The following is a 24,047-nucleotide window of genomic DNA, read 5'->3' on the forward strand; positions in this document are numbered from 1 at the left end:
CTCCGGCGGCTCGCACGGTGCTCGGAGGGACCGGGAGACGCCCGCCCTCCGAAAACTAGCAGTGGTAGTCAGGGCGTTGTGCTGACGTTACGGGTCAGTGTGCCGCTCGTCCAGAGCCCGCCGCCTCGGCCGGCTCGCGGCGCGCGGGCAGCATCGGGCGCGGGGCCGGGCGGTTCCGCGTGGCGGGACGGACGGCCTCGGTCGCCTGGTTCGCCTGGGCCGTGCCGGCCGGTTCGGGCCGTTCGGCCGGCTCGGCTTCGCTCCGGCGGCAGGGCTCCTTCGGCGGGCACTCCATGACCTTCGGCAGCCGCAGGGCGGCCAGCGCCCCGAGCAGCAGGAGCCCGGCGCTGACGAAGAGCGTGATGTGGAGTCCGTCGATGAAGGCGTGCCGGGCCGTGGTGCGCAGCAGATCGCCCATCGGGCCGCCGAGCTGCGCGGCGACCTGGTAGGCCTCGCCCAGTGAGTGGGAGGCCTCGGCCCCGGCACGGGCCGGGACGCCCTTGTCGCCGAGGGAGGCGAGGCCGGGGGCGTAGGCGGCGTTCATGACGCTGCCGAGCAGGGCGATGCCGAGGCCCGCGCCGAGCTGGTAGGAGGTCTCGCCGATCGCCGCCGCGCCGCCCGCCCGCTCCGGCGGGGCGTCGCTGAGCATCGACTCGTACGCCCCGAAGAGCGTGGTCTGCAGCCCGAAGCCGAGCAGCACGAACGCGGTGGTCAGCAGGGCGGGCCGGTCGTGCTGCCCCATCGCCGTGAGCACCAGGACGGAGGACGCGGTGAGGACGAAGCCCCAGCCGACCATGCGCCGGGGGCCGAAGCGGCGCAGGGTGTACGAGCCGGTGGCGCCCGCGGCCATCGCCGCGAAGGTCAGCGGCAGGAGGCGCAGTCCGGTCTCCAGCGGGGTGAGCCCCAGCACCAGCTGGAGGTACTGGACGGCGATCAGTTGGAGGCCGACCAGCGCCAGCATGGCGAGCACGATGCAGCCGACGGCGGTGGAGAAGGCCGGGCGGGCGAACATCGACACGTCGATCAGCGGATGCCTGCGGCGCTTCTGCCGGCGGACGAAGAGGATCAGGAGCGCGAGACCGAGGGTCAGCGGGCCGAGCGCGACCGGATCCAGGAGCCCCGCCCCGCCGCCCAGGCGCTTGACGCCCAGGACCAGGCCGAGCACCCCGGCCGCGGCCATCAGCGCGCCCAGCACGTCCCACGGGCCGTCGTCGCCGCCGCGCGACTCGGGCAGCAGCCAGCGGCCGAGCGGCAGGATCACGGCCATCAGCGGGATGTTGATCAGGAAGACCGAGCCCCACCAGAAGTGCTCGACCAGGAAGCCGCCGACGACCGGCCCGGTGGCGGCGCCGACCGCGGCGACCGCGGTCCACACCCCGATGGCGAGCGCCCGCTCCCGGCGGTCGGGGAAGACCTGGCGCAGGATCGACAGCGTGGCGGGCATGATCATCGCGCCGCCGACGCCGAGGAGGGCGCGGGCCGCTATCAGGACGCCGGAGGTGTCGGCCGTCGCGGCGAGCACGGAGGCCAGGCCGAACAGCGCGTAACCGATCAGGAGCACACGCCGTCTGCCGATCCGGTCACCCAGCGTGCCGAAGAGGATGAGCAGCGAGGCGCAGACGAGGGGGTAGGCGTCGACGATCCACAGGAGGGCCGTGCCGCTCGGACGCAGATCCTCGGTGAGGGACGGCACCGCGACATGGAGCACGGTCGCGTCGAGTGCGACGACGAGAAGACTGAGACAGAGGACCACGAGGACGACCCAGCGGTTGGCGTCGTCGGCTTTGCGCAGCCGGACTCCGGCCGTGGTCGTCCCGGACATCTACGTACCTCCCGATGGGTCCCTCGCGCTCGGCGGACCGACGGTGACGTGTGGGGTGCGCGTCCCTCGGGCCCGGCATCGGCGGGCGAGTGATTCGTCAGCGTACGCGAGTTCGGGGTGGTCACACGTGGTCCACGTCATACCCCGGTCCGCCGCACAGTGTGGCGTACGCCATCCCGGGCCCGGCCGGTGGGGCTCCCGTCGGGGGGCCGGAGGCCCGTGGCGGCGGGGCCGCGGGCGGCCGGCGCGGGGGGCGGCGGGGCGGTGTGCGGCTCCCCCGAATGGCGGGATCAATTGCCGCGGATTTCGGTGCGCCTCATTTTCCGAGAGATCAAACACGCTTACGAACGGAACCCGCGCGCTATTGGGGCCAAGATCACGAGGATTCTTCTCGACGCCCGGAAAAGACGCCGTTCCGAGACAAAGTCCACATCACATCGTCATCACAAAGCGGCCGGATTGGCCTGCTCGCACACTCACTCGCTGTAACGTCGATTGGGTGCGTACCGACATCTTTGCCCGGCTGGACCGGGAGCCGGAACCGCCGAAGATAGAGGCACCGCGGATGAGCCGTCACCGCATCGCCCTCTTCGGCGGGACGTTGGCGTTCTATCTCGCCATCGTCTGGGCGGTGCTGATCACGTCCTGGCTGGTGGCCCTGGACTGGAAGGTCATGCTGTTCCGGCCCTACCAGCAGTGGCCCGAGCTGCACCCCTTCCTGGACTACTACGTCGTGCTCGGCCAGCGCGGCCCCACGGCGGTGATGGTCGCCTGCTGGCTGGGCTGGCGCTCCTGGCGTCAGCACACGCTCCGGCCGCTGCTGGTCCTCGGCACGTCCTTGCTCCTGCTCAATGTGACGGTGGGCGCGGTCAAGCTGGGGCTCGGGCGGCTCGGCCCGCACTACGCGACGCAGATCGGCTCGGCCGAGATGTTCGCCGGCGGCGATATATTTCCTTCCGGGCACACCGCGAACGCCGTCGTGACCTGGGGAATCCTCGCCTACCTGGCCACCACGCCACGGGCCAGGCGCTATCTGTCGGCGGTCTCCGCGACGGTCTCGCTGGGTGTCGGCCTCACCACCGTCTACATCGGTACGCACTGGCTCAGCGATGTCCTGCTGGGGTGGGCGGCCGGTCTGCTCATCCTGCTGGCGCTCCCCTGGTTCGAGCCGCTGATCGCCCGGACCGAGGCCTGGATCTTCGCGATGCGCGAGCGGTGGCGGGAGCGTCGCGGCGGGGCCCGTCCGGCGCCCGTGGCCGACACCGGACCGCAGCCGGTGCTGCTGCCGCAGTCGATGGCCACCGACGGCCTCACCGCCGAGGCCGTCACCGCCCCGGCCGAACCGGCGCTCCCCGCCGGGCACGCGGCGACGGGCGTCCGGGCGCGGGCCCACACCGGGCACCCGGCGCGCCCGGGCTCCATGCCGGTGGCCCCGGCGGGCGTCCGCCGACCGCCGCCGCACACCGAGCGGGGCCCGCGCGCGGGCAGCCCGGCCCGCCCGATGACCGGCGGCTGACACGAGCCCGTGGAGACGCCGAAGGCCCCGACCGCGGTCGGGGCCTTCGGCGTTGCGGCGTGTCGGGCGGGGAGCCGGCGGGTCAGCCCACCCAGCAGCGCGTCACGGTGTCGTCCTCGACCTGGAAGTTGATGCGGCCGTGGCGGAACTCCATGGTCAGGAAGGCGCCCGGGGGGACGGACCGGACCGTGTCCCAGCCACGGCTTCTGGCCTGCCGCTCGGCGGTGTCGGCGGCGAGGCCGACGTACGCGTCGGCGTCGTCGTCCGGCTGTGCTGGAGGGGTCGGTAGAGATGCCATGCCCTCACCGTAGGCGGCCCGGGACCGTGACGGAAGGCGGGGCCGTCAGGGCGTTCCGTTGCATCTCCATGTGCCGTGGCGGTCACGCTTGTGTCACAGGATCCCCACACGCTTATACGCGGTTCTATTCACCCGGACGGACCGGCGGGAAGCTTTGCGAAATCATAGGGTGACCTGCTTCTTTTACGATCGGAGCGGCAGATTTTCACCCTGCCCGGCGCACCGGAATTTCTCTCCCCCGTAAACTCTCCTTTCCCTCCCGTGGACTCACGGTCCGTCGAGCGCCCGGGTGAGTCTCTCCCGCGCGTCCCGCATCAGATCGGTGAGCTCGGGAGGTTCGATCACCTCGAAATCGATCCCCATCATCAGGACATGGATCACCAGGACGGTGAGGTCCGGGGCGCCCGTGGTCAGCCGGCAGGTGTCCGCGTCCACGGCCTCCAGGACCCCGGCGGACGGCGAGATCCGCTGGGCGGCCTCCGCCAGCGGGGCTCTCAGCAGGATCACGGCGCGGGCCGCGTAGGCGGAGACCGCGACGCCCTGCGAGACGTACGCCGCCAGGTCCTCGGCGGGCGGAGGGCGCGGGACGAAGCGGGGGCCGTGGGGCGGGGTCGGGGTGATCCGGTCCGCCCGGAAGGTGCGCCAGTCCTCCCGCTCCAGGTCCCAGGCCACCAGATACCAGCGGCGCTCGGTGCAGACCAGCCGGTGCGGCTCGACCGTCCGGCGTGAGGACTCCCCGCCGTGGGTCCGGTAGGCGAACCGGAGGCGTTCGGCGTCCCGGCAGGCCGCGGCCAGCTCGGTGAGCAGGCCGGGGTCGACCAAGGAGGCGTCCTGGCCGTGCAGCATCGGCACGGTGAACGCGCCGAGCGCGCCCACCCTGCTGCGCAGCCGGTTCGGCAGCACCTGTTCCAGCTTGGCCAGCGCGCCTACGGAGGACTCGCCGATGCCCTCGATACCGTGCCCGGCGGCCGTGCGCAGGCCGACGGCGACCGCGACGGCCTCCTCGTCGTCCAGCAGCAGCGGCGGCAGCTCGGCGCCCGCCCCGAGCTGGTAGCCGCCACCGGTGCCGCGGGCGGCGTTCACCGGGTAGCCGAGTTCGCGCAGCTTGTCGACGTCCCGGCGGACCGTGCGCGGGGTGACGCCCAGCCGGTCGGCCAGATCGGCGCCGGACCAGTCACGGTGGGTCTGGAGCAGCGAGAGCAGGCGCAGCAGTCGTGCCGAGGTCTCCAACATGGGGGCGAGTCTGCCAGGGCTTGCGGACAGACCCCGTCCGCAAGCCCCCTTCCTCGGCGTCAGCGGTCCGCGGGTACGGGCTCCAGGCGCAGGCACAGGTCGTTGTCGGTGGTGTAGCAGGGGGTGGCGCGCACTCCCGGGGCCGCCGGGTGGCCCGGGTAGACGAAGGACTTGTCGCGGGACCAGACGTCGTCGAGTATCCGGGAGATCCTGACCCCGGCCGCGCCTGTCGCCGGGACCAGCCACAGCTGCCAGCGCTGCGCCTCGGGGACGGGTCCGGCGGCCGGCGGGGCGTAGGGCAGGGTGAAGGTGAAGGACCCGGCCGGTCCGTCCGGGTCCGGGGCGGTGAGCGGGACGCGGTGCACCCGGTCGGGCTCCCCCGGCAGCCGGGCCTCCACCACGGCACCCTCCCCCGCCTCGACGCCGTACAGCACACCCCGGACCGTCATGCCGGCCGGGCCCGCGAGGACGGCGCCCGCCTCGGCGTGCGGGGCGCGGACCCAGGAACGCACGGCGAGCCGGCCGTCCAGGGTCGGGTACGGGACCCGGGCGCTGACGCTCGCTGTTCCGGTGTCCGGGCAGCGGTCGACGAGGGCCCGCAGGTCGCGCAGCCCCGGTTCGACAACCGCCTCGGCGGGCTCGTCCCCGGGCTCCTCGACATACGCGTCCCAACGCCCCTCGGCCAGTTCGGTGGAGGCCGGGAGCACTCCCCGCAGCCGTCCGGGGGCCGGCCTGCTGAGCGGTATGCGCAGCGTGCCGCCGGGCTTCCTGCCCGCCGCACCCCGGCGCCGCAGGAGCAGCACGGAATCGGGGACGGGAGCCGGGGCGGTCAGGTCGAAGGTGAGCGTTCCGGCGCGGTCGGCGGCGCAGTCGGCCCGTACAACGGTGGAGTTCATGAGGACCTTCCCTTGCGGAGCACGTCGGCGGCCTTGTAGCGCAGGGCGTAGGCCCCGTCGAGGACGCTGCCCCGGGTGCGGTGCAGCGCGGTGCGCAGGGCTCCGTGCCCGTGCCCCTGGCTGCCGCGCGCGACGAGCTCGGTGAACAGGCTCTCGTGCTGCTCGGCGATCCGGGCCGGGTCGAAGCGGGCCGAGGCCTTCAGCGCGGCCCCGCCCATCCGGTGGCGCAGTCCGTCGTCCTCGATCAGCTGGAGCAGGGCTGCGGCGATCGCGTCCGGGTCGCCGACCGGCACCAGGCGGCCGTCGACGCCGTCCTCGATGATCTCGGCCGGTCCGTGCGGGCAGTCGGTGGCGACGACGGGCAGTCCGCCGCGCATCGCCTCGACGATCGTCATCCCGAAGGACTCGCGCTCGGAGGTGACGGCGGCGATCGACCCCTTGGGCCACTCGGCCTCCATGGGGTTGGCCGAGCCCATCAGGAACACATGGTTGTGCAGGCCGAGTTCGTCGACGAGGGAGCGCAGCGCCGCCTGTTCGTTCCCGGTCGCGTCCCCGCCGCCGTAGATGCGCAGCCGCCAGTCGGGGCGGGCCGCGGACACCTGGGCGAAGGCCCGCACGAGGAGGTCGTAGCGCTTGACGCGGTGCAGCCGGCCCGCCGCGACGACCCATTTCAGGTCGCCGTCCGCGGGCGGGCAGGCGGGCTCGGGGACGGCGTTGGGGATGGCCTCGATCCGTACGCCCGGGAGCTTCAGCCGGCTGCGGTAGTCGTCCGCGTCGGCGCGGGTGACGGTGGTGAGCGCGTCGAGGAGCGTGTAGCGGTGGGCGATCTCGCGGCGCAGCCGGTAGCCGTGGCTGTCCAGCGTCAGGTGCTCCTGCCCGACGCGCACCGGTCCGCGTCGGGTCTGCCGGCTGAGGTGCACGTTGAGTCCGGGGCGGGTGCCGACGACGACGTCCGCCTCGATGCCCTGGAGGTGGGCGGCGATCCGGGCGTCGGTGAGCCGGCTGTACTGCTTGTGCCTGCTGTCGCCGCGCGGGAACACGGTGGCGGGCCGGGCGTGTTCGGCACGCTCGCCGTCGTAGGTCGCGCTCTTCTTCCGCAGGTCGACGAGGTGGCGCAGGGTCACGCCCTCGGGGGCGCCGAGGACGGGGACGTCACGGTGCCGGAAGACGGACACGATCTCGACGTCGTGCTGCTCGGCGAGCGTACGGGCGAGCGTGAACGTCGTCCGGATCGTTCCTCCGATTCCGTAGGCATTGTGCAGAAGAAAAGAAATATGCATGGTGTCGCTGTTTCCCCTGTCGACCCGGCCTGGTCAAGACTGCCACTTCCCCGCGGATTCGTGCCCGAAATACGCCGGGAAATCCCGGAGCATCCGCGAGATGGCGCACGGGATCCCCGGTTCCGCCGCCGGACGCACGCTGACCTGCGGGTTCCGGAGGCTGTCCATCCGTTTTCCTGCGAGTCCGGAAGTGCCGGGTCCGCTCCCGCGGGCCCACCGGTGCGGTAAACCGGCGCCTACCCGCCACCCGTTCGCCAATGCTTTCCTTCGAGCTTGACGAAGGAAAAGGCCGGGAAGTTGCCTGCGCCCCGGAGGAATTTCCGAGCGGGACGCGGGAGCCGTCCGGCGAGCGCGCGGAAGCCGTCCGCCGGACACGCGGGAGCCGTCCGGCGAGCGCGCGGAAGCCGTCCGCCGGACACGCGGGAGCCGTCCGGCGAGCGCGCGGAAGCCGTCCGCCGGACAGTCGATGTACCGATGTGTCGACCTGGCCGCACTTCCGTCCGCTCTGGTGCGTGACCCCGGCCACGGATCCCGCGTTGTCTCTTCATGAGCCGGGAACCACCCGGCCCACGCACCGAGTTCGAGGAGCCCCCGTGCCGCGCATGCTCGACGTCAGCCAGGACGTACGCGCCGAGATCGGCGACGACGAAGCCGACCGGCTGCTCGTCGGCGACAACACCCCGGGCAGTTACGACTGCACCTCCTGCCGCACCCCCGGCGACTCCGACCAGGAACGCACCAGCACGGTGCTGTTCATCGGCGACGAGACCGCCGTGCTCGCGTTCGCCCACGCGACGTGCATCCCCTCGCAGGTCGTCAGGGTCGCGGAGGACCAGCTCCAGGGCGCGGTGCGCAGTATCACCGGCAGCGAGCAGAAGGACACGGAGGGGCTCATGCCCGAACAGGCCGTCCTCGGCATCACCAGCGGACTCGTCCTCATCGAGGACGATCTGCGCCCGGCCCTGGTCGTCGAACCGACCGGCCCGGTCGCCAGGCCCGGCACCGACGGCAGCGGGGGCGACGAGTTCCTCCAGCTGCTGCTGGAGCAGGGCTTCCGTCCCGCCCCCGACATGAACCGGCTGCCGGAGGTCCTCCCCGGCTGGTCCGTGCTGCTGGCGGTGGGTCAGCTGCACGCCGTGCTGCAGCCGAGCGCCGGCGGCGGCAACCCGGTCGCCTGGTGGCAGGCCCACCAGCCGCTCCAGGTCACCGAGGGCTGGCGGGCTGCGGTCAACAAGTCGCAGACGGTCCTCGTCTTCGCGGCCCCGGCCGGCACGATCGGCCAGCAGCCGCGCGAGGACCTGCTCCGGGACGCCCTGGAGAAGGCCGCGGCCAACGGGGTCCTGGTCGCCGCCTCGATGCCGCTGGCCGGAACCTGATCATGTCGGGCCGACTCGGCCACCCCCGCCGAACAGCGATTTCTCCGGCGGGGCCGCATCCGACGGGCCGTGAGGTCGTTGGCACCTACGTGCACTCATACGACTCCCCCCGCCAGCATCAGAGTCAGATCCCCGCCATGCGTCCTGCGCAGGATCCGCCGGGGGGCGTGTCCCCCACCCCGATCTACGACGCGCTGTACTCCGAGTACCGGCGCTCGTTCCGGGCGTTGCCGGGCGACCGGAGCGGTGAGGAGAATCTCGGCTTCTCGGCCTTCGGCGCCGGTCTCTTCGCTTCCCGGGCCCCGCTGAGCGGTCACTCCGCCGCCGCCTCGCACGGCGGACACGGCGGCCCGGGCGGGAGCGGCGGGCAGAGCCAGCGCACGACGGGCAGCCTCGGTTCCTGGCAGCGGGTCGGGCGGCATGCGGGGCGGCCCCGTCCCGCGGCGCTGCCTCCGGGGTCACGGGACTCCTGAAACCGGCGTACGACGAAGCCCTGGGCCGCTCTCGCGAGAGCGGCCCAGGGCTTCGTCGTACGCCGGTGCTACTTGTTGCGGCCGCGCTTCTCGCGGACCCGGACGGAGATGTGGATCGGGGTGCCCTCGAAGCCGAACTCCTCGCGCAGCCGGCGCTCGACGAAGCGGCGGTAGCCGTGCTCCAGGAAGCCGGAGGCGAAGAGCACGAAGCGCGGGGGCTTGGTGCCCGCCTGGGTGCCGAAGAGGATGCGCGGCTGCTTGCCACCGCGGATCGGGTGCGGGTTGGAGGCGACGATCTCGCCGAGGAAGGCGTTGAGCCGGCCGGTGGGGACGCGGGTCTCCCAGCCCTCCAGGGCGGTCTCGATGGCCGGGACCAGCTTCTCCATGTGGCGGCCGGTGACGGCGGAGACGTTGACGCGCGGGGCCCAGGAGATCTGCGCGAGCTCGGTCTCGATCTCGCGCTCCAGGTAGTAGCGGCGCTCCTCGTCGAGGGTGTCCCACTTGTTGAAGGCGACGACGACGGCGCGCCCGGCCTCCACGGCCATGGTGATGATGCGCTGGTCCTGGACGCTGATGGACTCGCTGGAGTCGATCAGGACGACGGCGACCTCGGCCTTCTCGACGGCGGCGGCCGTACGCAGCGAGGCGTAGTAGTCCGCGCCCTCCTGGAGGTGGACGCGGCGGCGGATACCGGCCGTGTCGATGAACTTCCAGGTGATGCCGCCGAGGTTGATCAGCTCGTCGACCGGGTCGCGGGTGGTGCCCGCCAGCTCGTTGACGACGACCCGGTCCTCGCCCGCGACCTTGTTCAGCAGGGAGGACTTGCCGACGTTCGGGCGGCCGATCAGGGCGATCCGGCGGGGCCCGCCGAGCGCGGTGCCGAACTTCTGGGCCGGGGCGTCCGGCAGGGCCTCCAGGACCGCGTCGAGCATGTCGCCGGTGCCGCGGCCGTGCAGCGAGGAGACCGGGTAGGGCTCGCCGAGGCCGAGGGACCACAGGGCGGTGGCGTCGGCCTCGCCGCTCTGGCCGTCGACCTTGTTGGCGCAGAGGACGACGGGCTTGCCCGCCCGGCGCAGCAGCTTGACGACGGCCTCGTCGGTGTCGGTGGCGCCGACGGTGGAGTCGACGACGAAGACGACCGCGTCGGCCGTCTCGATGGCGTACTCCGCCTGGGCGGCGACGGAGGCGTCGAGGCCCAGCACGTCCTGCTCCCAGCCGCCGGTGTCGACGACCTTGAAGCGGCGGCCGGCCCATTCGGCCTCGTAGCTGACGCGGTCGCGGGTAACGCCGGGCTTGTCCTGCACGACGGCCTCGCGGCGGCCGATGATCCGGTTCACCAGGGTCGACTTGCCGACATTGGGGCGGCCGACGACGGCGAGCACGGGGAGCGGGCCGTGACCGGCCTCGCCGAGGGCGCCCTCGACCTCCTCGGGGTCGAAGCCCTCCTGCGCGGCGAGCTCCATGAACTCCGCGTACTCGGCATCGCCAAGTTCTCCGTGCTCGTGGCCCGAGCCGTCGGAGTGAATCTGGTCGTTCATGAAGTCCGTTCCTCTTTGCATCATCATCGATGGACCACGATCAGCGCGGTCCACTACTCAAGTCAGGTCAAGTCTCGCCTATCGCCCCGTGAGGCGCTTGGCGCTTTCCAGGTGGGCGGTCAGCTTCGCCTGGATCCGCAGGGTCGCCTCGTCCAGCGCCTTGCGCGTACGCCGCCCGTCGCCGGCGCTCGCGTCGAACGCGTCACCGAAGACGACGTCGACCCGGCTGCGCAGCGGGGGCAGCCCCCGTATCAACCGTCCGCGGCGCTCGGTGCTTCCCAGGACGGCCACGGGGACGATCGGGGCCCCGCCCCGTACCGCGAAGTAGGCGAGGCCGGCGCGCAGCGAGGCGAAGTCTCCTTCGCCCCGGGTGCCCTCCGGGAAGATCCCCAGGGCTCCGCCGTCCGCCAGCACGCCGAGGGCGTGGCCGATGGCGGTGCGGTCGACGGTCGTACGGTCCACCTCGATCTGCCCGATTCCGTGCAGGAACGGGTCGAGGGGGCCGACGAACGCCTCCTTCTTGATCAGGAAGTGCACCGGCCGGGGTGCGGTGCCCATCAGCATCGGTCCGTCGATGTTGTGGGAGTGGTTCACCGCGAGGATGACGGGTCCGGCGGCGGGCACCCGCCAGGCGCCGAGGACCCGGGGCTTCCACAGCCCGTACATCAGGCCGATGCCGATGGTGCGCCCGACGGCCGCTCCGCGCAGCGTGGGCGCGCCGGTGGCATCGCTCACGCGGCGACCCGCTTCCCCTCGACGAGGGTGACGACGCACTCGATGACCTGCTGGAGGGTCAGCTCGGTGGTGTCGACCTCGACGGCGTCGTCCGCCTTGGCGAGCGGGGAGGTCTTGCGGCCGGAGTCGGCGGCGTCCCGCTTGATCAGGGCCTCCCGCGTGGCGGTCAGGTCGGAGCCCTTGACCTCGCCGCTGCGGCGGGCGGCGCGGGCCTCCGGGGAGGCGGTGAGGAAGATCTTGAGGTCGGCGTCGGGCAGCACGGTGGTGCCGATGTCCCGGCCCTCGACGACGATGCCGCCGGTGGCGGCCGCGGCGATGGAGCGCTGGAGCGCGGTGATGAGCGTGCGCACCTCGGGGACCGCGCTGACGGCGCTGACCTTGGAGGTGACCTCCTGGGTGCGGATCGGGCCCGAGGCGTCCTCGCCGTCGACGGTGATCGTCGGGGCGGCGGGGTCGGTGCCGGAGACGATCACGGGCTTGGCGGCGGCGGTGGCGATCTCCTCCGGGTTGCTCACGTCGATGCCGTTGGTCAGCATCCACCAGGTGATGGCCCGGTACTGCGCGCCCGTGTCCAGGTAGCTCAGGCCGAGCGCGGCGGCGACGGCCTTGGAGGTGCTCGACTTGCCGGTGCCCGAGGGCCCGTCGATGGCGACGATCACGGAGGAGCGTGCGGTTTCCACGGTGGTGGACACCTTCCTGGTACACGGGGTGGGGACGGACGGGCCAGGGAACGGCCTCGTACCAGGTTACCGAGTGCGGGAGGTGCCCTTGTACCCCGTACGGGGGAGGCGCCCGCCACCCTCGCACGGGTCGCGGGCGCCGGGCTCAGCCGCGGATCGACCAGCCCCGTTCCTGGAGGGCCGCGCCGAGGACCGGGGCGGCGCTGGGCTCGACCATGATCTGGACGAGGCCCGCCTGCTGGCCGGTGGCGTGCTCGATGCGGACGTCCTCGATGTTGACCCCGGCCCGCCCGGCGTCGGCGAAGATCGCGGCCAGCTCGCCCGGCTTGTCGCCGATGAGGACGGCGACGGTCTCGTACGCGGTGGGGGCGGCGCCGTGCTTGCCGGGGACCCGGACGCGGCCGGCGTTGCCGCGCCGCAGGACGTCCTCGATGGCGTGGGTGCCGGCGCTCCGCTTCCCGGCGTCGGCGGAGTCGAGGCCGCGCAGCGCGGTCACGGTCTCCTCCAGGTCGGCGGCGACCCCGGCGAGGACGTCGGCGACCGGGCCGGGGTTGGCGGAGAGGATCTCCACCCACATCCGGGGGTCGGAGGCAGCGATCCGGGTGACGTCCCGGATGCCCTGGCCGCACAGCCGTACGGCGGTCTCGTCGGCCTCCTCCAGCCGGGCGGCGACCATCGACGAGATCAGCTGCGGGGTGTGCGAGACGAGGGCGACGGCCCGGTCGTGGGCGTCGGCGTCCATGACGACGGGGACGGCCCGGCACAGGGCGACCAGCTCCAGCGCGAGGTTGAGCACCTCGGTGTCGGTGTCCCGGGTCGGGGTGAGCACCCAGGGCCGCCCCTCGAAGAGGTCGGCGGTGGCGGCCAGCGGGCCGGACCGCTCCTTGCCGGCCATCGGATGCGTACCGATGTACGGGGTGAGGTCGAGGCCGAGCGCCTCCAGCTCGCGGCGCGGGCCGCCCTTGACGCTGGCGACGTCCAGGTAGCCGCGGGCCACCCCGTCGCGCATGGCGGTGGCGAGGACGGCGGCGGTGTGCGCGGGCGGCACGGCGACGACGGCGAGGTCGACCGGGCCGGCGGGCGGCTCCTCGGTTCCGGCGCCGAGCGCGGCGGCGGTGCGGGCCGACTCGGGGTCGTGGTCGACGAGGTGCACGTGGACGCCCCGGCCGGCCAGTGCGAGGGCGGCAGAGGTGCCGACGAGCCCGGTTCCGATGACGAGGGCGGTTCTCACTGGGCGATGTCCTTGCGCAGGGTGGCGGTGGCGCCGAGGTAGACGTGGCTGATCTCGGCGCGCGCGAGGTAGGTCTCGACATGCACGAGGATACGGACGACCCGGGGCATCGCCCCGTCGACGTCCAGCTCCTGGGCGCAGATCAGGGGTACGTCGACGATGCCGAGGCCGCGCGCGGCGGCGGCCGGGAAGTCGCTGTGCAGGTCCGGGGTGGCGGTGAACCAGATGCTGATCAGGTCGTCGGCGACGAGCTCGTTGCGTTCCAGGACGGCGGTCAGCAGCTCACCGACCCGCTCGTCCATGTGCCCGGCCTCGTCCCGCTCCAGCTGGACGGCGCCCCGGACCGCTCGTACCGCCACGTCGCACTCCTCGTTCTTCGCTGCTCTTCGGTGCCCGGGCCCGGCGCCTTCCGGCGCGGCCCGCTGCTCCCCTCAGCCTAGATCGGCCGCGCCGGACGTGATCACGGTGTTCCGTCCCTGAGACGGGCGGGCCCACGTCCGTCGGAGTCCCGTCCGCCACTCGGTCGGGGGCACGGTCCGCCCGGTTGCTTCGCCCGGGGGCCCGCCGCCGCCACGATGGCCCCACCCGCCGTCACCGAAGGAGAGCACCCCATGAACGCACGGCTGAACGCACGGCGAAGGACGGTGCTGGCCGCGGGTGCGGCGGGCGCCGCCGCCCTGGCAACCGGCTGCGGATCCTCCGACGGGGACGGCGGCGAGGACGCGAGCCCGGCGCCGAGCGCGCCGGGGGACGCCACGGGCGGGGCGGAGCTGGCCCGGACCGGGGACATCCCGGTCGGCGGCGGCACCGTCTTCAAGGAGCAGAAGGTGGTGGTGACGCAGCCGACGGAGGGCGAGTTCAAGGCGTTCTCCGCCGTCTGCACCCATCAGAACTGTCTCGTCTCGACGGTGAGCGACGGCACCATCAACTGCCCGTGCCACGGCAGCAGGTTCAGCGTCACGGACGCGGCGGTCGAGGCCGGCCCGGCGACCCGGCCGCTGCCCGCCGAGCAGATCAGCGTCTCGGGCGGGGCGATCCGGCTGGGCTGAGGACGGACCGGAAATCCCGGGGCGCCACCGCCCGCTCCCCCGTACGCTCGCGGCCATGATCAGCGCCCCCGGCGAAGCACTCGTACGCGACCACACGGTCTACGCCTGTGTGATGGGCTCGCGCGCCTTCGGACTGGCCACGCAGGACAGCGACACGGACCGGCGGGGTGTGTTCCTCGCGCCCACGGAGCTGTTCTGGCGGTTCGAGAAGCCGCCGACGCATGTCGAAGGACCCGCGCCGGAGCAGTTCTCCTGGGAGCTGGAGCGCTTCTGCGAGCTGGCGCTCCGGGCCAACCCGAATGTGCTGGAGTGCCTGCACTCCCCGCTGGTGGAGTCCGTGGACGACACCGGGCGGGAGCTGCTGGCGCTGCGCGGGGCGTTCCTGTCGCGGCTCGCCCACGGCACGTTCGTCCGGTACGCGCGGGGACAGCGGCGAAAGCTGGAGGCGGACGTGCGGGTGCACGGCGCGCCGCGCTGGAAGCACGCGATGCATCTGCTGCGGCTGCTGGCGAGCAGCCGGGACCTGCTGCGTACGGGTGAGCTGCGCATCGACGTGGGCGGTGCCCGGGACGAGCTGCTGGCGGTGAAGCGGGGCGAGGTGCCGTGGGCGGAGGTGGAGCGGCGGATGGACCGGCTCGGCGAGGAGAACGACGAGGCGGTGGCCCGCTCGCCGCTGCCGCCCGGTCCGGACCGGGCGGCGGTGGAGGACTTCCTCGTGCGGACCCGGCGGGCCTCGGCGCGCCGAGGCCCCTGAGGGGCTCAGAGCGTCCGGGGACCGCCCGCCCCGGCCGTGAGCTCGGCCAGCTTCTGGAACTCGCCGAGGTCGTAGTTGGCCAGCGTGGAGTCGAGGTTGGTCAGCGCCCCGAGGCGCTCGATGAAGCCCTGGGGGTCGTACTCGATCTGCAGGGCGACGCGGCTCGACGTGTCGTCGAGCCGGTGGAAGGTGACCACCCCCGCGTGGTGGACGCCTTCGACCGTCTTCCAGGCGATGCGGTCCTCGAGGATCACCTCGGTGAGTTCGGCGACGAAGTTCTTGTCCGCGCCGGGCAGCGAGAGCTGCCAGGCGAAACGCCGCTCGTCGATCGGATCGACGCGCTGGACGTGGCTCAGGAACCGAGGCCACTGGGTGACGTCGCTCCACAGGGACCAGGTGACGGCCACCGGGGCCTTGATGTCGACGGTCTCGACGAGTGAGGAGGACACGGATACCACCAGGCCTTCGTACGGGAACGGGTTCCGCCCTCTCGTACCCCCTCCCCCGCCGGTCAGGCATCCCAGAGCGCCGCGAGGGACAGCAGGTCGCTGCGGTACTCGATGCGCTCGGACCACTCCTTGGGCCAGGCCGCCGCGCCCAGGTGAGCCCCGGCCAGCGCTCCGGTCAGGCAGGCGATGGAGTCGGAGTCGCCCCGGGTGCAGGCGGCCCGGCGCAGGGCGGTGACGGGCTCCTCGGGGAAGAGCAGGAAGCAGTGCAGGGCGGTGGCGAGGGCTTCCTCGGCGATCCAGCCGTCGCCGGTCCGCTCGCACGGGTCGGTCTCCGGCGACGGGTCGCGCAGCGCGTCCCGGACGGTCTCCAGGGCCGTCAGGCACTCGTCCCAGCCGCGCTGGATGTACGCCTGCGGGGTGGCGTCGCCCGCGTGGCGCCAGAGGTCGCCGAGCCAGCGGGTGTGGTAGCGGCCCCGGTTGTCCAGGGCGTAGCTGCGCAGCTGACCGATCAGGCCCAGGGGTTCGGCACCCTGGGCGAGCAGGAACACCGCGCGGGCCAGCAGGTCGGAGGCGGCCAGGGCGGTGGGGTGGCCGTGGGTGAGGGCGGCCTGGAGCTGGGCGGCGCCGGCCCGCTGCTCCTCGCTGAGGCCGGGGACCAGGCCGACGGGGGCGACCCGCATGTTGGCGCCGCAGCCTTTGGAGTGCGTCTGGCTGGCCTGCTGCCAGATCCGGGTGCTCTCCAGCAGACGGCAGGCGGTGAGGCAGGTGTTGCCGGGGGCCCGGTTGTTGTCCGGTGCGTGGTACCAGGCGATGAACTCGGCGCTGACCGGGCCCACCATCCGTTCCGGGGTGAGCAGCCCGCTGTCCATGGCGGTACGGATGCCGCGGCCCAGCGCGATCGTCATCTGGGTGTCGTCGGAGACGACGGCGGGCTCCAGCAGCGGCATCCGCCGCCAGGGGCCGAACTTGGCGAGGATGGAGGGCACGTCGTTGAACTCGGTGGGGAAGCCGAGCGCGTCTCCGAGGGCGAGCCCGGTCAGGACGCCGGTCGCGGCCTGCTTGGTGAGGGGCGGGATGGCGAGAGTCATCGGTCGTGTCCTTCCGTTGCGGAGGAGGAAGAGGAGGGGGAGGCATCCGTGCGCGGCGGGCGCAGGAGCGGCGGGTGCAGGGCGGTGGCGTCGCCCGCCCGGTAGAGGGCGGCGGGTTTGCCCCGGCCTCCGGTGCGGCGCGGCGGGCCGCCGACCGGCTGGACGAAGCCCGGCGCGCTCAGCACCTTGCGCCGGAAGTTGGGCCGGTCCAGCTCGACGCCCCAGACGGTCTCGTAGACCTGCTGGAGCTCGCCGAGGGTGAACTCGGCGGGGCAGAACGCGGTGGCCAGGCAGCTGTATTCGAGCTTGGCGCCGATCCGGTCGCGGGCGTCGGCGAGGATCGTGTCGTGGTCGAAGGCGAGGGGGCCCACGGCGTCCGCGTCCCACCACCGGGCGCTCGCCGCGTCGCCGCCGCCGCGCGGTTCGGGCAGGTCCGGCAGGAGGGCGGCGTAGGCGACGGAGACGACCCGCATCCTCGGGTCGCGGTCCGGGCCGGTGTAGGTGCGCAGCTGCTCCAGGTGGAGGGCGCCGACAGTGCCGGGGCCGAGGCCGGTCTCCTCGGCCAGTTCGCGGCGGGCGGCGTCGTCCGCGGACTCACGGGGCAGCAGGAAGCCGCCCGGCAGCGCCCACCGCCCCCGGAAGGGCTCCTGGCCGCGTTCGACGAGCAGCACGTGCAGCCGGGCCTCGCGGACGGTGAAGACCGCGAGGTCGACGGTGACCGCGAACGGGGCGTAGGCGTGCGGGTCGTAGCCCTCGGGGGCGGGGGTGGTCATCGTTTCTCCGGGAGGGGCGCGGCGAAGTCCCAGCCGGTGGCGAGGAGTCCGTCGACGGCGGCGACGGCGGCGGCGAGCCGCGTCTCGGGCGGGCCGGTCATCTCGATGAACCGGCGTCCGGTGCGGGTGAGTTCGGCGCGGAAGCGGTCGGTCATCCAGGGGCGCAGCTCCTCGCCGTCGCGCAGCCCGTCGTCCTCGAAGGCGACGCCCTCGTGGTCGGTGAGCAGCCACAGGTGGTGGTCGGCCCGGTCGGCGATCTCCTCGACGAGGGGGTTGCGGCCGCCGACGTACCGCTCGTGCCAGACGGTGGTGGCGAAGGAGTCGGTGTCGCAGAACAGCACCGGGGATCCGGCCCGGGCGGCGGCCTCCTCGCGCTCGTTCTGGGTCCGTGCGATGAGCGGGAAGTCGTCGGTGGTGAAGGTGACGTCCTCCCAGGCGGCCCCGGGCCACCGTCCGCGCAGGCCGGCGAGCTTGTCCTCGCTGTACTCGCGCCCGTACTCGGCGACGTACCCCGTACGCGCCCACACCCCGCCGCGCGCCCGGTAGTGGGCGGCGAGCGCCCGGGCGAGGGTGGTGGTGCCGGTGGACTCCGCGCCGAGGACGACGACGCGGCGGGCGAGGCCGGCCCGTACGGGCGGCTGGAGGAAGTCCCAGCAGCCGACGGGGTCCTTGCGGACGGCGGTGCCGGAGACCGGGAAGAGGGTGCGGTCGGGGTCGACGAGCACGGACGCGGCACCGAAGCGGCGGCCCAGTTCCTCCCCGTACGCCTCCGAGGTGAAGACCGCGTCCACGCGCTCGGGCACGGCGGCCCTGAAGACGGCCATGTGCGCGTCCCAGACCGCCGGGTCGTTGACGTCCATGTGCGTGTCGTCGACCGCGCCGACCACCGTGACATCCGGGTGGATCTCGCGCATCCAGGCGACCCGGTCCGCGAGCGGGACGGACTCCACGGAGGCCGCGCAGACCAGCACGGTCAGCCGTTCGCAGCGGTCCCGGGCGGTCCGGACGAGGTGGTGGTGCCCGGCGTGCGGCGGGTAGAACTTGCCGAGGACCAGGCCGTGTCCGTAGCGCGTCATACGGCGGCCACCTCCGGGGTCCGGGCCTCGCGTGCGGTCACGTCGCGGTGCCAGTTGCGCAGGCCGACGACGCAGAGCGCGAGGAACCCGGCGTACAGCAGCGAGGTCAGATACAGCCCCTTGTGGGCGTAGAGCGGGATGTAGACCACGTCGGCGGCGATCCACAGCCACCAGGACTCCAGCCGCTTCCGGCACTGCCCGTACGTCGCCATCAGCGACAGGGACGTCGTCAGGGCGTCCCAGAACGGGACGGTGGAGTCGGTGGCCCGGGACAGCAGCAGCGTGATCGCGGCGGTCCCCACCACCCCCGCCGCGAGCAGCCAGGCCCATTCGGTGCGGGTCGTCCTGCGCACCGGCAGGACCGAGGTCCCTGGTCCACCCCCGTGGGTCCAGGTCCACCAGCCGTACGCGGCGAGGGTGATGAAGACGATCTGGAGACCGGCGTCGGCGTACAGACCGGCCTGGGTGAACAGCAGGATGAAGAAGAGGTTGTTGGCGATGCCGATCGGCCAGTTGGCGATGTGCTGGCGGGCCACGAGCCAGACGCAGAGCGCCCCGCTGCCGAAGCCCAGCACCTCGGTCCAGCTGACCGGGGTGTCCAGGACCGTCACCAGGGGCTGTTGCAGGGGATCGAGTATGTCCGCGAGGCTCACGGGCCCGCCTCCTTCTTAATAGTCACTCTGACTATAAAGGGTGGGCGGGGGCAGCAAAAGGCCCGCGGCCGGTTCTGTTCGAACTTTCCGAACGGGATACCGGCCGCGGGCCTTGGTGAAGCTCTTAGAGGCCGACCTCGCGCATCAGCATGCCGACCTCGGTGTTGGTGAGGCGGCGCAGCCAGCCGGACTTCTGGTCGCCCAGCGGGATCGGCCCGAAGGACGTCCGCACGAGCCGCTCGACCGGGAAGCCGGCCTCGGCCAGCATCCGGCGGACGATGTGCTTGCGGCCCTCGTGGAGTGTCACCTCGACCAGGTAGTTCTTGCCGGTGTTCTCGACGACGCGGAAGTGGTCGGCGCGGGCGTAGCCGTCCTCCAGCTGGATGCCGTCCTTGAGCCGCTTGCCGAGGTCGCGCGGCAGCGGGCCCTGGATGGCGGCCAGGTAGGTCTTCTTCACGCCGTACTTCGGGTGCGTGAGGCGGTGGGCCAGCTCACCGTGGTTGGTGAGCATGATGATGCCCTCGGTCTCGGTGTCGAGCCGGCCGACGTGGAACAGCCGCGTCTCGCGGTTGTTCACGTAGTCGCCGAGGCACTGGCGGCCGTCCGGGTCCTCCATCGAGGAGACGACACCCGCGGGCTTGTTCAGCGCGAAGAAGAGATACGACTGGGCGGCGACGGTGAGGCCGTCGACCTTGATCTCGTCCTTGTGCACGTCGACGCGCATGCCCTGCTCGACGACGATCTCGCCGTTGACCTCGACGCGGGCCTGCTCGATCAGCTCCTCGCACGCGCGGCGCGAGCCCATGCCGGCCCGGGCGAGGACCTTCTGCAGCCGCTCGCCCTCCTGCTCGGCGCCCGGGTGGGTCTTGGGCAGCTTGATGTCGGGCTTGTTCGCGTACCGGTCGCGGTTGCGCTGCTCGATCTTGGCGTCCAGCTCCCGGGGGCGCGAGGGGGAGCCGCCGCGCCGGAAGCCGCCGCCGCTGCCGCCCTGCGCGGACTTCGGGCCGCCCTTGGCGCCGCCACGGGCCGCCGTGCCACGGCCCTTGCGGGGGCCGTCCTGGCCGCCGCGGGCGCCGGGGGCGTCGTTGCCGACGTCGTAGCGGCGCTCCTCGGGGCGGGGACGGCGGGGGCGCTGGTCCTGCTCGTCGCGCCCGCCCTGGAAGCCCTGGCGGCCGCCCTGGCCGCCGGAACGACCGCCCTGGCCGCTGCCGCCGCGTCCGCCGCCGCCCTGGCCACCGGAGCGTCCGCCCTGGCCGCCGCCCTGGCCCTGGCGGAAGGACCCGCCGCCGCGGCCACCCTGACCGCGCCCGCCGCCGCCCTGACCGCCGGGACGACCGCCCTGGCCGCCGCTCCGGCCGCTGCCGCCGCCGCTTCCGCTGTTCCTGCCACTGCTTCGCATCAAAATTCCGTCTTGTCGTCTGCGTGAGTATCCGGGGTGTCCGGTGCGTCCGGATCGAACGACGGCACACCCTCTAGCGTCTCAGCCTCGATCGCGTCCGCCTCCGGGAGGAAGGGCGCGAGCTCCGGGAGCTCGTCCAGGCCGCGCAGGCCCATTCGCTCCAGAAAGTAGTTCGTCGTCCTGTACAGGATCGCACCTGTTTCGGGTTCCGCGCCCGCCTCGGCCACCAGGCCCCTCTGGAGGAGGGTCCGCATGACCCCGTCGCAGTTGACTCCGCGGACCGCCGAGACCCGCGAGCGGCTCACCGGCTGCCGGTACGCGACGACCGCCAGGGTCTCCAGCGCGGCCTGGGTGAGCCGGGCGTGCTGGCCGTCCAGGACGAAGCCCTCCACGGCCGCCGCGTACTCGGGCCGGGTGTAGAACCGCCAGCCGCCCGCGACGAGCCGCAGGTCGAAGCCCCGGCGCTGCACGGTGTACTCGTCGGCCAGCTCCCGCAGCGCGTCCGCCACGGCTCTGCGGGGCCGCTGGAGCACCTTGGCGAGGTGGTCGACGGTCGCGGGCTCGTCGACGACCATGAGGACCGCCTCCAGGGCGGGCTTGAGGTCGAGCGAGGCGACCGCGCCCTCGTCCCGCTCCTGATCCGGCTGCTCGCTCATTCCCGTACGCCCTCCTCGTCCGTGCCGCCGTTCAGCTCCTGGTCGAACTCGTCCGTCACCACCGGCTCCGCGCCCTCCCCGCCGCACCAGGCCACCAGCAGGTCGCCCAGCGCCTCGTCCTGGTCCAGCGTGACGGCCTTCTCGCGGTACAGCTCCAGCAGGGCCAGGAACCGGGCCACCACGGTCAGGGTGTCCGGGGCGTCCTCGGTCAGCGTCCGGAAGCTGACCGCCTCCCCGGCCGCGCGCAGCCGCTCCACCACCAGGCCCGCCTGTTCCCGGACGCTGACCAGGGGGGCGTGGATGTGGTCCACGTACACCTGGGGCTTCGGCTTCGGCTGCATCGCCTTCACCGCGAGCTTCGCGAAGCCCTCGGGCCCGATGCTGATGACCACCTCGGGCAGCAGCTCGGCGTGCTGGTCCTCCAGGCCGACCGTACGCGGGTGGCGGCGGGCCTCCGACTCCAGGCGGCCCTGGAAGATCTCGGCGATCTGCTTGTACGCGCGGTACTGGAGCAGCCGCGCGAAGAGCAGGTCCCGCGCCTCCAGCAGCGCCAGGTCCGCCTCGTCCTCGACCTCGGCAGCGGGCAGCAGCCGGGCGGCCTTCAGGTCGAGGAGGGTGGCGGCGACGACAAGGAACTCGGTGGTCTGGTCGAGGTCCCAGTCGGGGCCCATGGCGCGGATGTACGCCATGAACTCGTCGGTGACCTTGGAGAGCGCGACCTCGGTCACGTCCAGCTTGTGCTTGGAGATCAGCTGGAGAAGGAGGTCGAAGGGGCCCTCGAAGTTCACGAGGCGGACGGTGAACCGCTTGTCGTCGGGCTCGGGCTCGGGCGCGCGCTCCGGCCCTGCCGGTACGGGAACGGCTTCCGGCTCCGGTACGGCCTCCGGCCCGGCCGCGGACTCCCTGACGGGCTCCGGTACGGATTCCGGCTCGGCTACCGGTACGGGCTCCGGCTCCGGAAACGCCGCCACGCCCGGTCCCCGGCCCAGGGCGCGGCGGCGCGGGGCGGCGGGATCGTCGGGCGTGGGCATGGGGGTCCAGGGGTGGGGCGGCGGCGGTGGCGGGTCCCCGCGGTCGGGGGCCCTGCGGGGCAGGCTACCCGCGCCGTGCCGGTCAGCGGCCGCGCAGCCGCCGTACGAGGATGCTCGCGTCGCCCCGGGACTCCAGGTCGGCGAGGACCACCGCCACCGCCTCGCGGACGATACGGCCCCGGTCGACGGCGAGGCCGTGTTCGCCGCGCAGGACGAGCCGGGCGTGTTCGAGGTCCATCAGCTCCTCGGCGGAGACGTAGACCGTGATCTTCTCGTCGTGGCGTTCCCGGCCGCTGGGGCGGCGGTTCGCGCCGCGTGCGCCGCGCCTGCGCTGGGGCTGGACCGCCGGTTGCTGCTCGGCCGGGGCGGCGGAGGGGGCGGGACGCTCACCGGCCTTGGCGGAGGGGGCTCGCTCGCCCTCGCCGCCACGGCCGCGTGCGTCGCCGCCGTCGGCGTCGGCCGCGGCGTGCTCCTCACGGTCGGCGGACGACGGGGCCTGGCCGGAGGGATCGCTCTCCCCGGCGGGCGCGGGCACCCGTGGCTCGCCGTTCGCCTTGCGCCGCCGCTCCGCGGGGGAGGACGGCTGGAGGCCCATCCCGCCTCCGGTGGTACGGAACAGTTCGTCGGCCCCCGGCAGACTCACTCGGCGTGACACCGGGCGAGCACCTCCCTGGCGAGCTGGCGATAGGCGGCGGCGCCGACCGAGTTGGAGGCGTAGGTGGTGATGGGCTCACCGGCGACCGTGGTCTCCGGGAAGCGGACCGTGCGCCCGATGACCGTGTGGTAGACGTGCTCGTCGAAGGCCTCGACGACGCGCGCCAGGACCTCGCGGCTGTGCACCGTACGGGAGTCGTACATGGTGGCGAGGATGCCGTCGAGCTCCAGCTCCGGGTTGAGCCGCTCCTGGACCTTCTCGATGGTCTCGGTGAGCAGCGCCACCCCGCGCAGCGCGAAGAACTCGCACTCCAGCGGCACTATGACCTTGTGAGCGGCCGTCAGGGCGTTCACGGTGAGCAGACCGAGCGAGGGCTGACAGTCGATCACGATGTAGTCGTAGTCGGCCATCAGCGGCTTCAGGGCGCGCTGGAGCGTGGACTCGCGGGCCACCTCGCTGACGAGCTGCACCTCGGCCGCGGAGAGGTCGATGTTGCTGGGCAGCAGGTCCATGTTGGGGACCGCGGTCTTGAGCAGGACGTCGTCGGCCGCCATGCCCCGCTCCATGAGCAGGTTGTAGACGGTGAGGTCCAGCTCCATCGGGTTGACCCCGAGGCCGACGGAGAGCGCGCCCTGCGGGTCGAAGTCGACGAGCAGGACCCGGCGTCCGTACTCCGCGAGCGCGGCGCCCAGGTTGATGGTCGACGTGGTCTTGCCGACGCCGCCCTTCTGGTTGCACATCGCGATGATCTTCGCGGGGCCGTGGTCGGTCAGGGGACCCGGGATCGGGAAGTACGGCAGGGGCCGTCCGGTCGGGCCGATGCGCTCGCGGCGCTGACGCGCGGCGTCGGGCGCGAGGGTGGCCGCGTACTCCGGATCGGGTTCGTACTCGGCGTCGGGGTCGTAGAAGTGCCCCTCGGGCACCTCGGCGAAGTCGGCGAAGCGGTCGGTGTCCCGGCTGCTCTCGTTGCCGGCCGTGGCGTTCACGTGTGGGCCGTCCATCATCTGGGGGGCTGTCGTCATGTGCTGTTGGGTGGCGAAGGTGCGGACCGCGACGGAGCCGACAGCTTCGAGCCCGATCGGGCTCAGACCCCGTACAGGCATCCCTGGTTGACCACCCCCAGGAGTAATTGTCGACTCATTCACAAGTCGTCTTACCTCCTTGGACGTGACCAGGCAACTTATCGATAGGTCAGCGTGGCACCATGCCGACGATTGGCGACTCTATGGCGTGTCACCGGTCCGCAGCAACACAATCCGCCGGACCCGGCCCGATGTGTCGGCAATCGAACGCCTCGCTGTCAAGGGTGCACAGCGACCAAGCCGCACATTTCGCCGCCGTACGAAACGGGTAAAGGGTTATGTTCGGCGCGAGTTGCGCAAGGGC

General features: G+C 72.8%; 25 protein-coding genes. 5 read left to right on the plus strand and 20 right to left on the minus strand.

Annotated elements, in window-relative coordinates; translation table 11 throughout:
* Window positions 1-94 precede the first annotated feature (94 nt).
* Window positions 95-1,822, minus strand: coding sequence for an MFS transporter (locus tag IE140_RS21085; protein ID WP_150198377.1), 1,728 nt, complete (start codon window positions 1,820-1,822; stop codon window positions 95-97).
* Between the two features lie 499 nt (window positions 1,823-2,321).
* Here IE140_RS21085 and IE140_RS21090 point away from each other — a divergent pair, with 499 nt between their 5' ends.
* Window positions 2,322-3,338, plus strand: a complete 1,017-nt coding sequence (locus IE140_RS21090) for a phosphatase PAP2 family protein (protein WP_093442873.1) — start codon at window positions 2,322-2,324, stop codon at window positions 3,336-3,338.
* Window positions 3,339-3,420: 82 nt separating this feature from the next.
* Here the strand turns inward: IE140_RS21090 and IE140_RS21095 are convergent, their stop codons facing one another.
* From IE140_RS21095 to IE140_RS21110, 4 genes are all read right to left on the minus strand, one after another.
* On the minus strand, window positions 3,421-3,636 hold the full coding sequence (locus tag IE140_RS21095) for an I78 family peptidase inhibitor (protein ID WP_109178056.1): 216 nt from the start codon (window positions 3,634-3,636) through the stop codon (window positions 3,421-3,423).
* Window positions 3,637-3,903: 267 nt separating this feature from the next.
* Window positions 3,904-4,869 (minus strand): helix-turn-helix transcriptional regulator, encoded by a 966-nt coding sequence (locus IE140_RS21100; RefSeq protein WP_150196850.1) that lies wholly within the window; start codon window positions 4,867-4,869, stop codon window positions 3,904-3,906.
* Between the two features lie 59 nt (window positions 4,870-4,928).
* A complete protein-coding gene (locus IE140_RS21105) occupies window positions 4,929-5,765 on the minus strand; it encodes a transferase (protein WP_093442875.1) in 837 nt (278 codons plus the stop codon).
* Entirely contained in the window at window positions 5,762-7,045 is a 1,284-nt protein-coding gene (locus tag IE140_RS21110; RefSeq protein WP_150196851.1) for a glycosyltransferase family 4 protein, read from the minus strand. The genes IE140_RS21105 and IE140_RS21110 overlap by 4 nt, the downstream gene beginning before the upstream one ends.
* A 593-nt stretch (window positions 7,046-7,638) precedes the next feature.
* On the opposite strand from IE140_RS21110, the gene IE140_RS21115 reads away from it, so the two are divergent.
* Entirely contained in the window at window positions 7,639-8,421 is a 783-nt protein-coding gene (locus IE140_RS21115) for a DUF8842 C-terminal domain-containing protein (RefSeq protein WP_150196852.1), read from the plus strand.
* Between the two features lie 137 nt (window positions 8,422-8,558).
* Entirely contained in the window at window positions 8,559-8,894 is a 336-nt protein-coding gene (locus IE140_RS21120) for a hypothetical protein (RefSeq protein ID WP_093442879.1), read from the plus strand.
* A gap of 68 nt (window positions 8,895-8,962) precedes the next feature.
* On the opposite strand, the gene der is transcribed toward IE140_RS21120, so the two are convergent.
* The 5 genes from der to aroH all read right to left on the minus strand — a co-directional run bounded on the left by der (window position 8,963) and on the right by aroH (window position 13,437).
* Window positions 8,963-10,432: a ribosome biogenesis GTPase Der gene (der, locus tag IE140_RS21125; protein WP_032767530.1), complete on the minus strand. Its 1,470-nt coding sequence runs from the start codon at window positions 10,430-10,432 to the stop codon at window positions 8,963-8,965.
* Window positions 10,433-10,510: 78 nt separating this feature from the next.
* Window positions 10,511-11,167 carry a lysophospholipid acyltransferase family protein gene (locus IE140_RS21130; RefSeq protein ID WP_030721491.1) on the minus strand — a complete coding sequence of 219 codons (657 nt, stop codon included), beginning with the start codon at window positions 11,165-11,167 and terminating at the stop codon, window positions 10,511-10,513.
* Complete coding sequence (cmk, locus tag IE140_RS21135) at window positions 11,164-11,859, minus strand: (d)CMP kinase (RefSeq protein WP_029181954.1); 696 nt, start codon at window positions 11,857-11,859, stop codon at window positions 11,164-11,166. The genes IE140_RS21130 and cmk overlap by 4 nt, the downstream gene beginning before the upstream one ends.
* Window positions 11,860-11,992: 133 nt before the next feature.
* Entirely contained in the window at window positions 11,993-13,078 is a 1,086-nt protein-coding gene (locus IE140_RS21140) for a prephenate dehydrogenase (RefSeq protein WP_150196853.1), read from the minus strand.
* A complete protein-coding gene (gene aroH, locus IE140_RS21145) occupies window positions 13,075-13,437 on the minus strand; it encodes a chorismate mutase (protein WP_093442883.1) in 363 nt (120 codons plus the stop codon). Before aroH ends, IE140_RS21140 begins: the two co-directional genes overlap by 4 nt.
* 252 nt (window positions 13,438-13,689) lie before the next feature.
* Here aroH and IE140_RS21150 point away from each other — a divergent pair, with 252 nt between their 5' ends.
* Both IE140_RS21150 and IE140_RS21155 read left to right on the plus strand, forming a co-directional pair.
* Window positions 13,690-14,127, plus strand: coding sequence for a Rieske (2Fe-2S) protein (locus IE140_RS21150; protein ID WP_032775759.1), 438 nt, complete (start codon window positions 13,690-13,692; stop codon window positions 14,125-14,127).
* A gap of 55 nt (window positions 14,128-14,182) precedes the next feature.
* Window positions 14,183-14,881 (plus strand): nucleotidyltransferase domain-containing protein, encoded by a 699-nt coding sequence (locus tag IE140_RS21155; RefSeq protein ID WP_128808322.1) that lies wholly within the window; start codon window positions 14,183-14,185, stop codon window positions 14,879-14,881.
* A gap of 5 nt (window positions 14,882-14,886) precedes the next feature.
* Here the strand turns inward: IE140_RS21155 and IE140_RS21160 are convergent, their stop codons facing one another.
* The 10 genes from IE140_RS21160 to IE140_RS21205 all read right to left on the minus strand — a co-directional run bounded on the left by IE140_RS21160 (window position 14,887) and on the right by IE140_RS21205 (window position 23,764).
* Window positions 14,887-15,330, minus strand: coding sequence for an SRPBCC family protein (locus IE140_RS21160; RefSeq protein WP_150196854.1), 444 nt, complete (start codon window positions 15,328-15,330; stop codon window positions 14,887-14,889).
* A gap of 62 nt (window positions 15,331-15,392) precedes the next feature.
* Window positions 15,393-16,418, minus strand: a complete 1,026-nt coding sequence (locus tag IE140_RS21165) for an ADP-ribosylglycohydrolase family protein (RefSeq protein WP_150196855.1) — start codon at window positions 16,416-16,418, stop codon at window positions 15,393-15,395.
* Window positions 16,415-17,191 carry an NUDIX hydrolase gene (locus tag IE140_RS21170; RefSeq protein WP_032767541.1) on the minus strand — a complete coding sequence of 259 codons (777 nt, stop codon included), beginning with the start codon at window positions 17,189-17,191 and terminating at the stop codon, window positions 16,415-16,417. The genes IE140_RS21165 and IE140_RS21170 overlap by 4 nt, the downstream gene beginning before the upstream one ends.
* Window positions 17,188-18,267 carry an AAA family ATPase gene (locus tag IE140_RS21175; RefSeq protein ID WP_150196856.1) on the minus strand — a complete coding sequence of 360 codons (1,080 nt, stop codon included), beginning with the start codon at window positions 18,265-18,267 and terminating at the stop codon, window positions 17,188-17,190. The genes IE140_RS21170 and IE140_RS21175 overlap by 4 nt, the downstream gene beginning before the upstream one ends.
* Window positions 18,264-18,920, minus strand: a complete 657-nt coding sequence (gene pnuC / locus IE140_RS21180; RefSeq protein WP_150196857.1) for a nicotinamide riboside transporter PnuC — start codon at window positions 18,918-18,920, stop codon at window positions 18,264-18,266. The genes IE140_RS21175 and pnuC overlap by 4 nt, the downstream gene beginning before the upstream one ends.
* Before the next feature lie 124 nt (window positions 18,921-19,044).
* On the minus strand, window positions 19,045-20,319 hold the full coding sequence (locus IE140_RS21185; RefSeq protein WP_109178065.1) for a pseudouridine synthase: 1,275 nt from the start codon (window positions 20,317-20,319) through the stop codon (window positions 19,045-19,047).
* Window positions 20,319-20,975, minus strand: a complete 657-nt coding sequence (gene scpB / locus IE140_RS21190) for an SMC-Scp complex subunit ScpB (protein WP_030590389.1) — start codon at window positions 20,973-20,975, stop codon at window positions 20,319-20,321. The genes IE140_RS21185 and scpB overlap by 1 nt, the downstream gene beginning before the upstream one ends.
* Window positions 20,972-22,006 (minus strand): segregation/condensation protein A, encoded by a 1,035-nt coding sequence (locus tag IE140_RS21195; protein ID WP_150196858.1) that lies wholly within the window; start codon window positions 22,004-22,006, stop codon window positions 20,972-20,974. Before IE140_RS21195 ends, scpB begins: the two co-directional genes overlap by 4 nt.
* Window positions 22,007-22,088: 82 nt before the next feature.
* A complete protein-coding gene (locus IE140_RS21200) occupies window positions 22,089-22,649 on the minus strand; it encodes a hypothetical protein (protein WP_189460624.1) in 561 nt (186 codons plus the stop codon).
* Entirely contained in the window at window positions 22,646-23,764 is a 1,119-nt protein-coding gene (locus IE140_RS21205) for a ParA family protein (protein ID WP_010070292.1), read from the minus strand. Before IE140_RS21205 ends, IE140_RS21200 begins: the two co-directional genes overlap by 4 nt.
* Window positions 23,765-24,047 lie beyond the last annotated feature (283 nt).

The sequence above is a fragment of the Streptomyces parvus genome, from assembly GCF_014648875.1.
GTDB lineage: Bacteria > Actinomycetota > Actinomycetes > Streptomycetales > Streptomycetaceae > Streptomyces > Streptomyces parvus.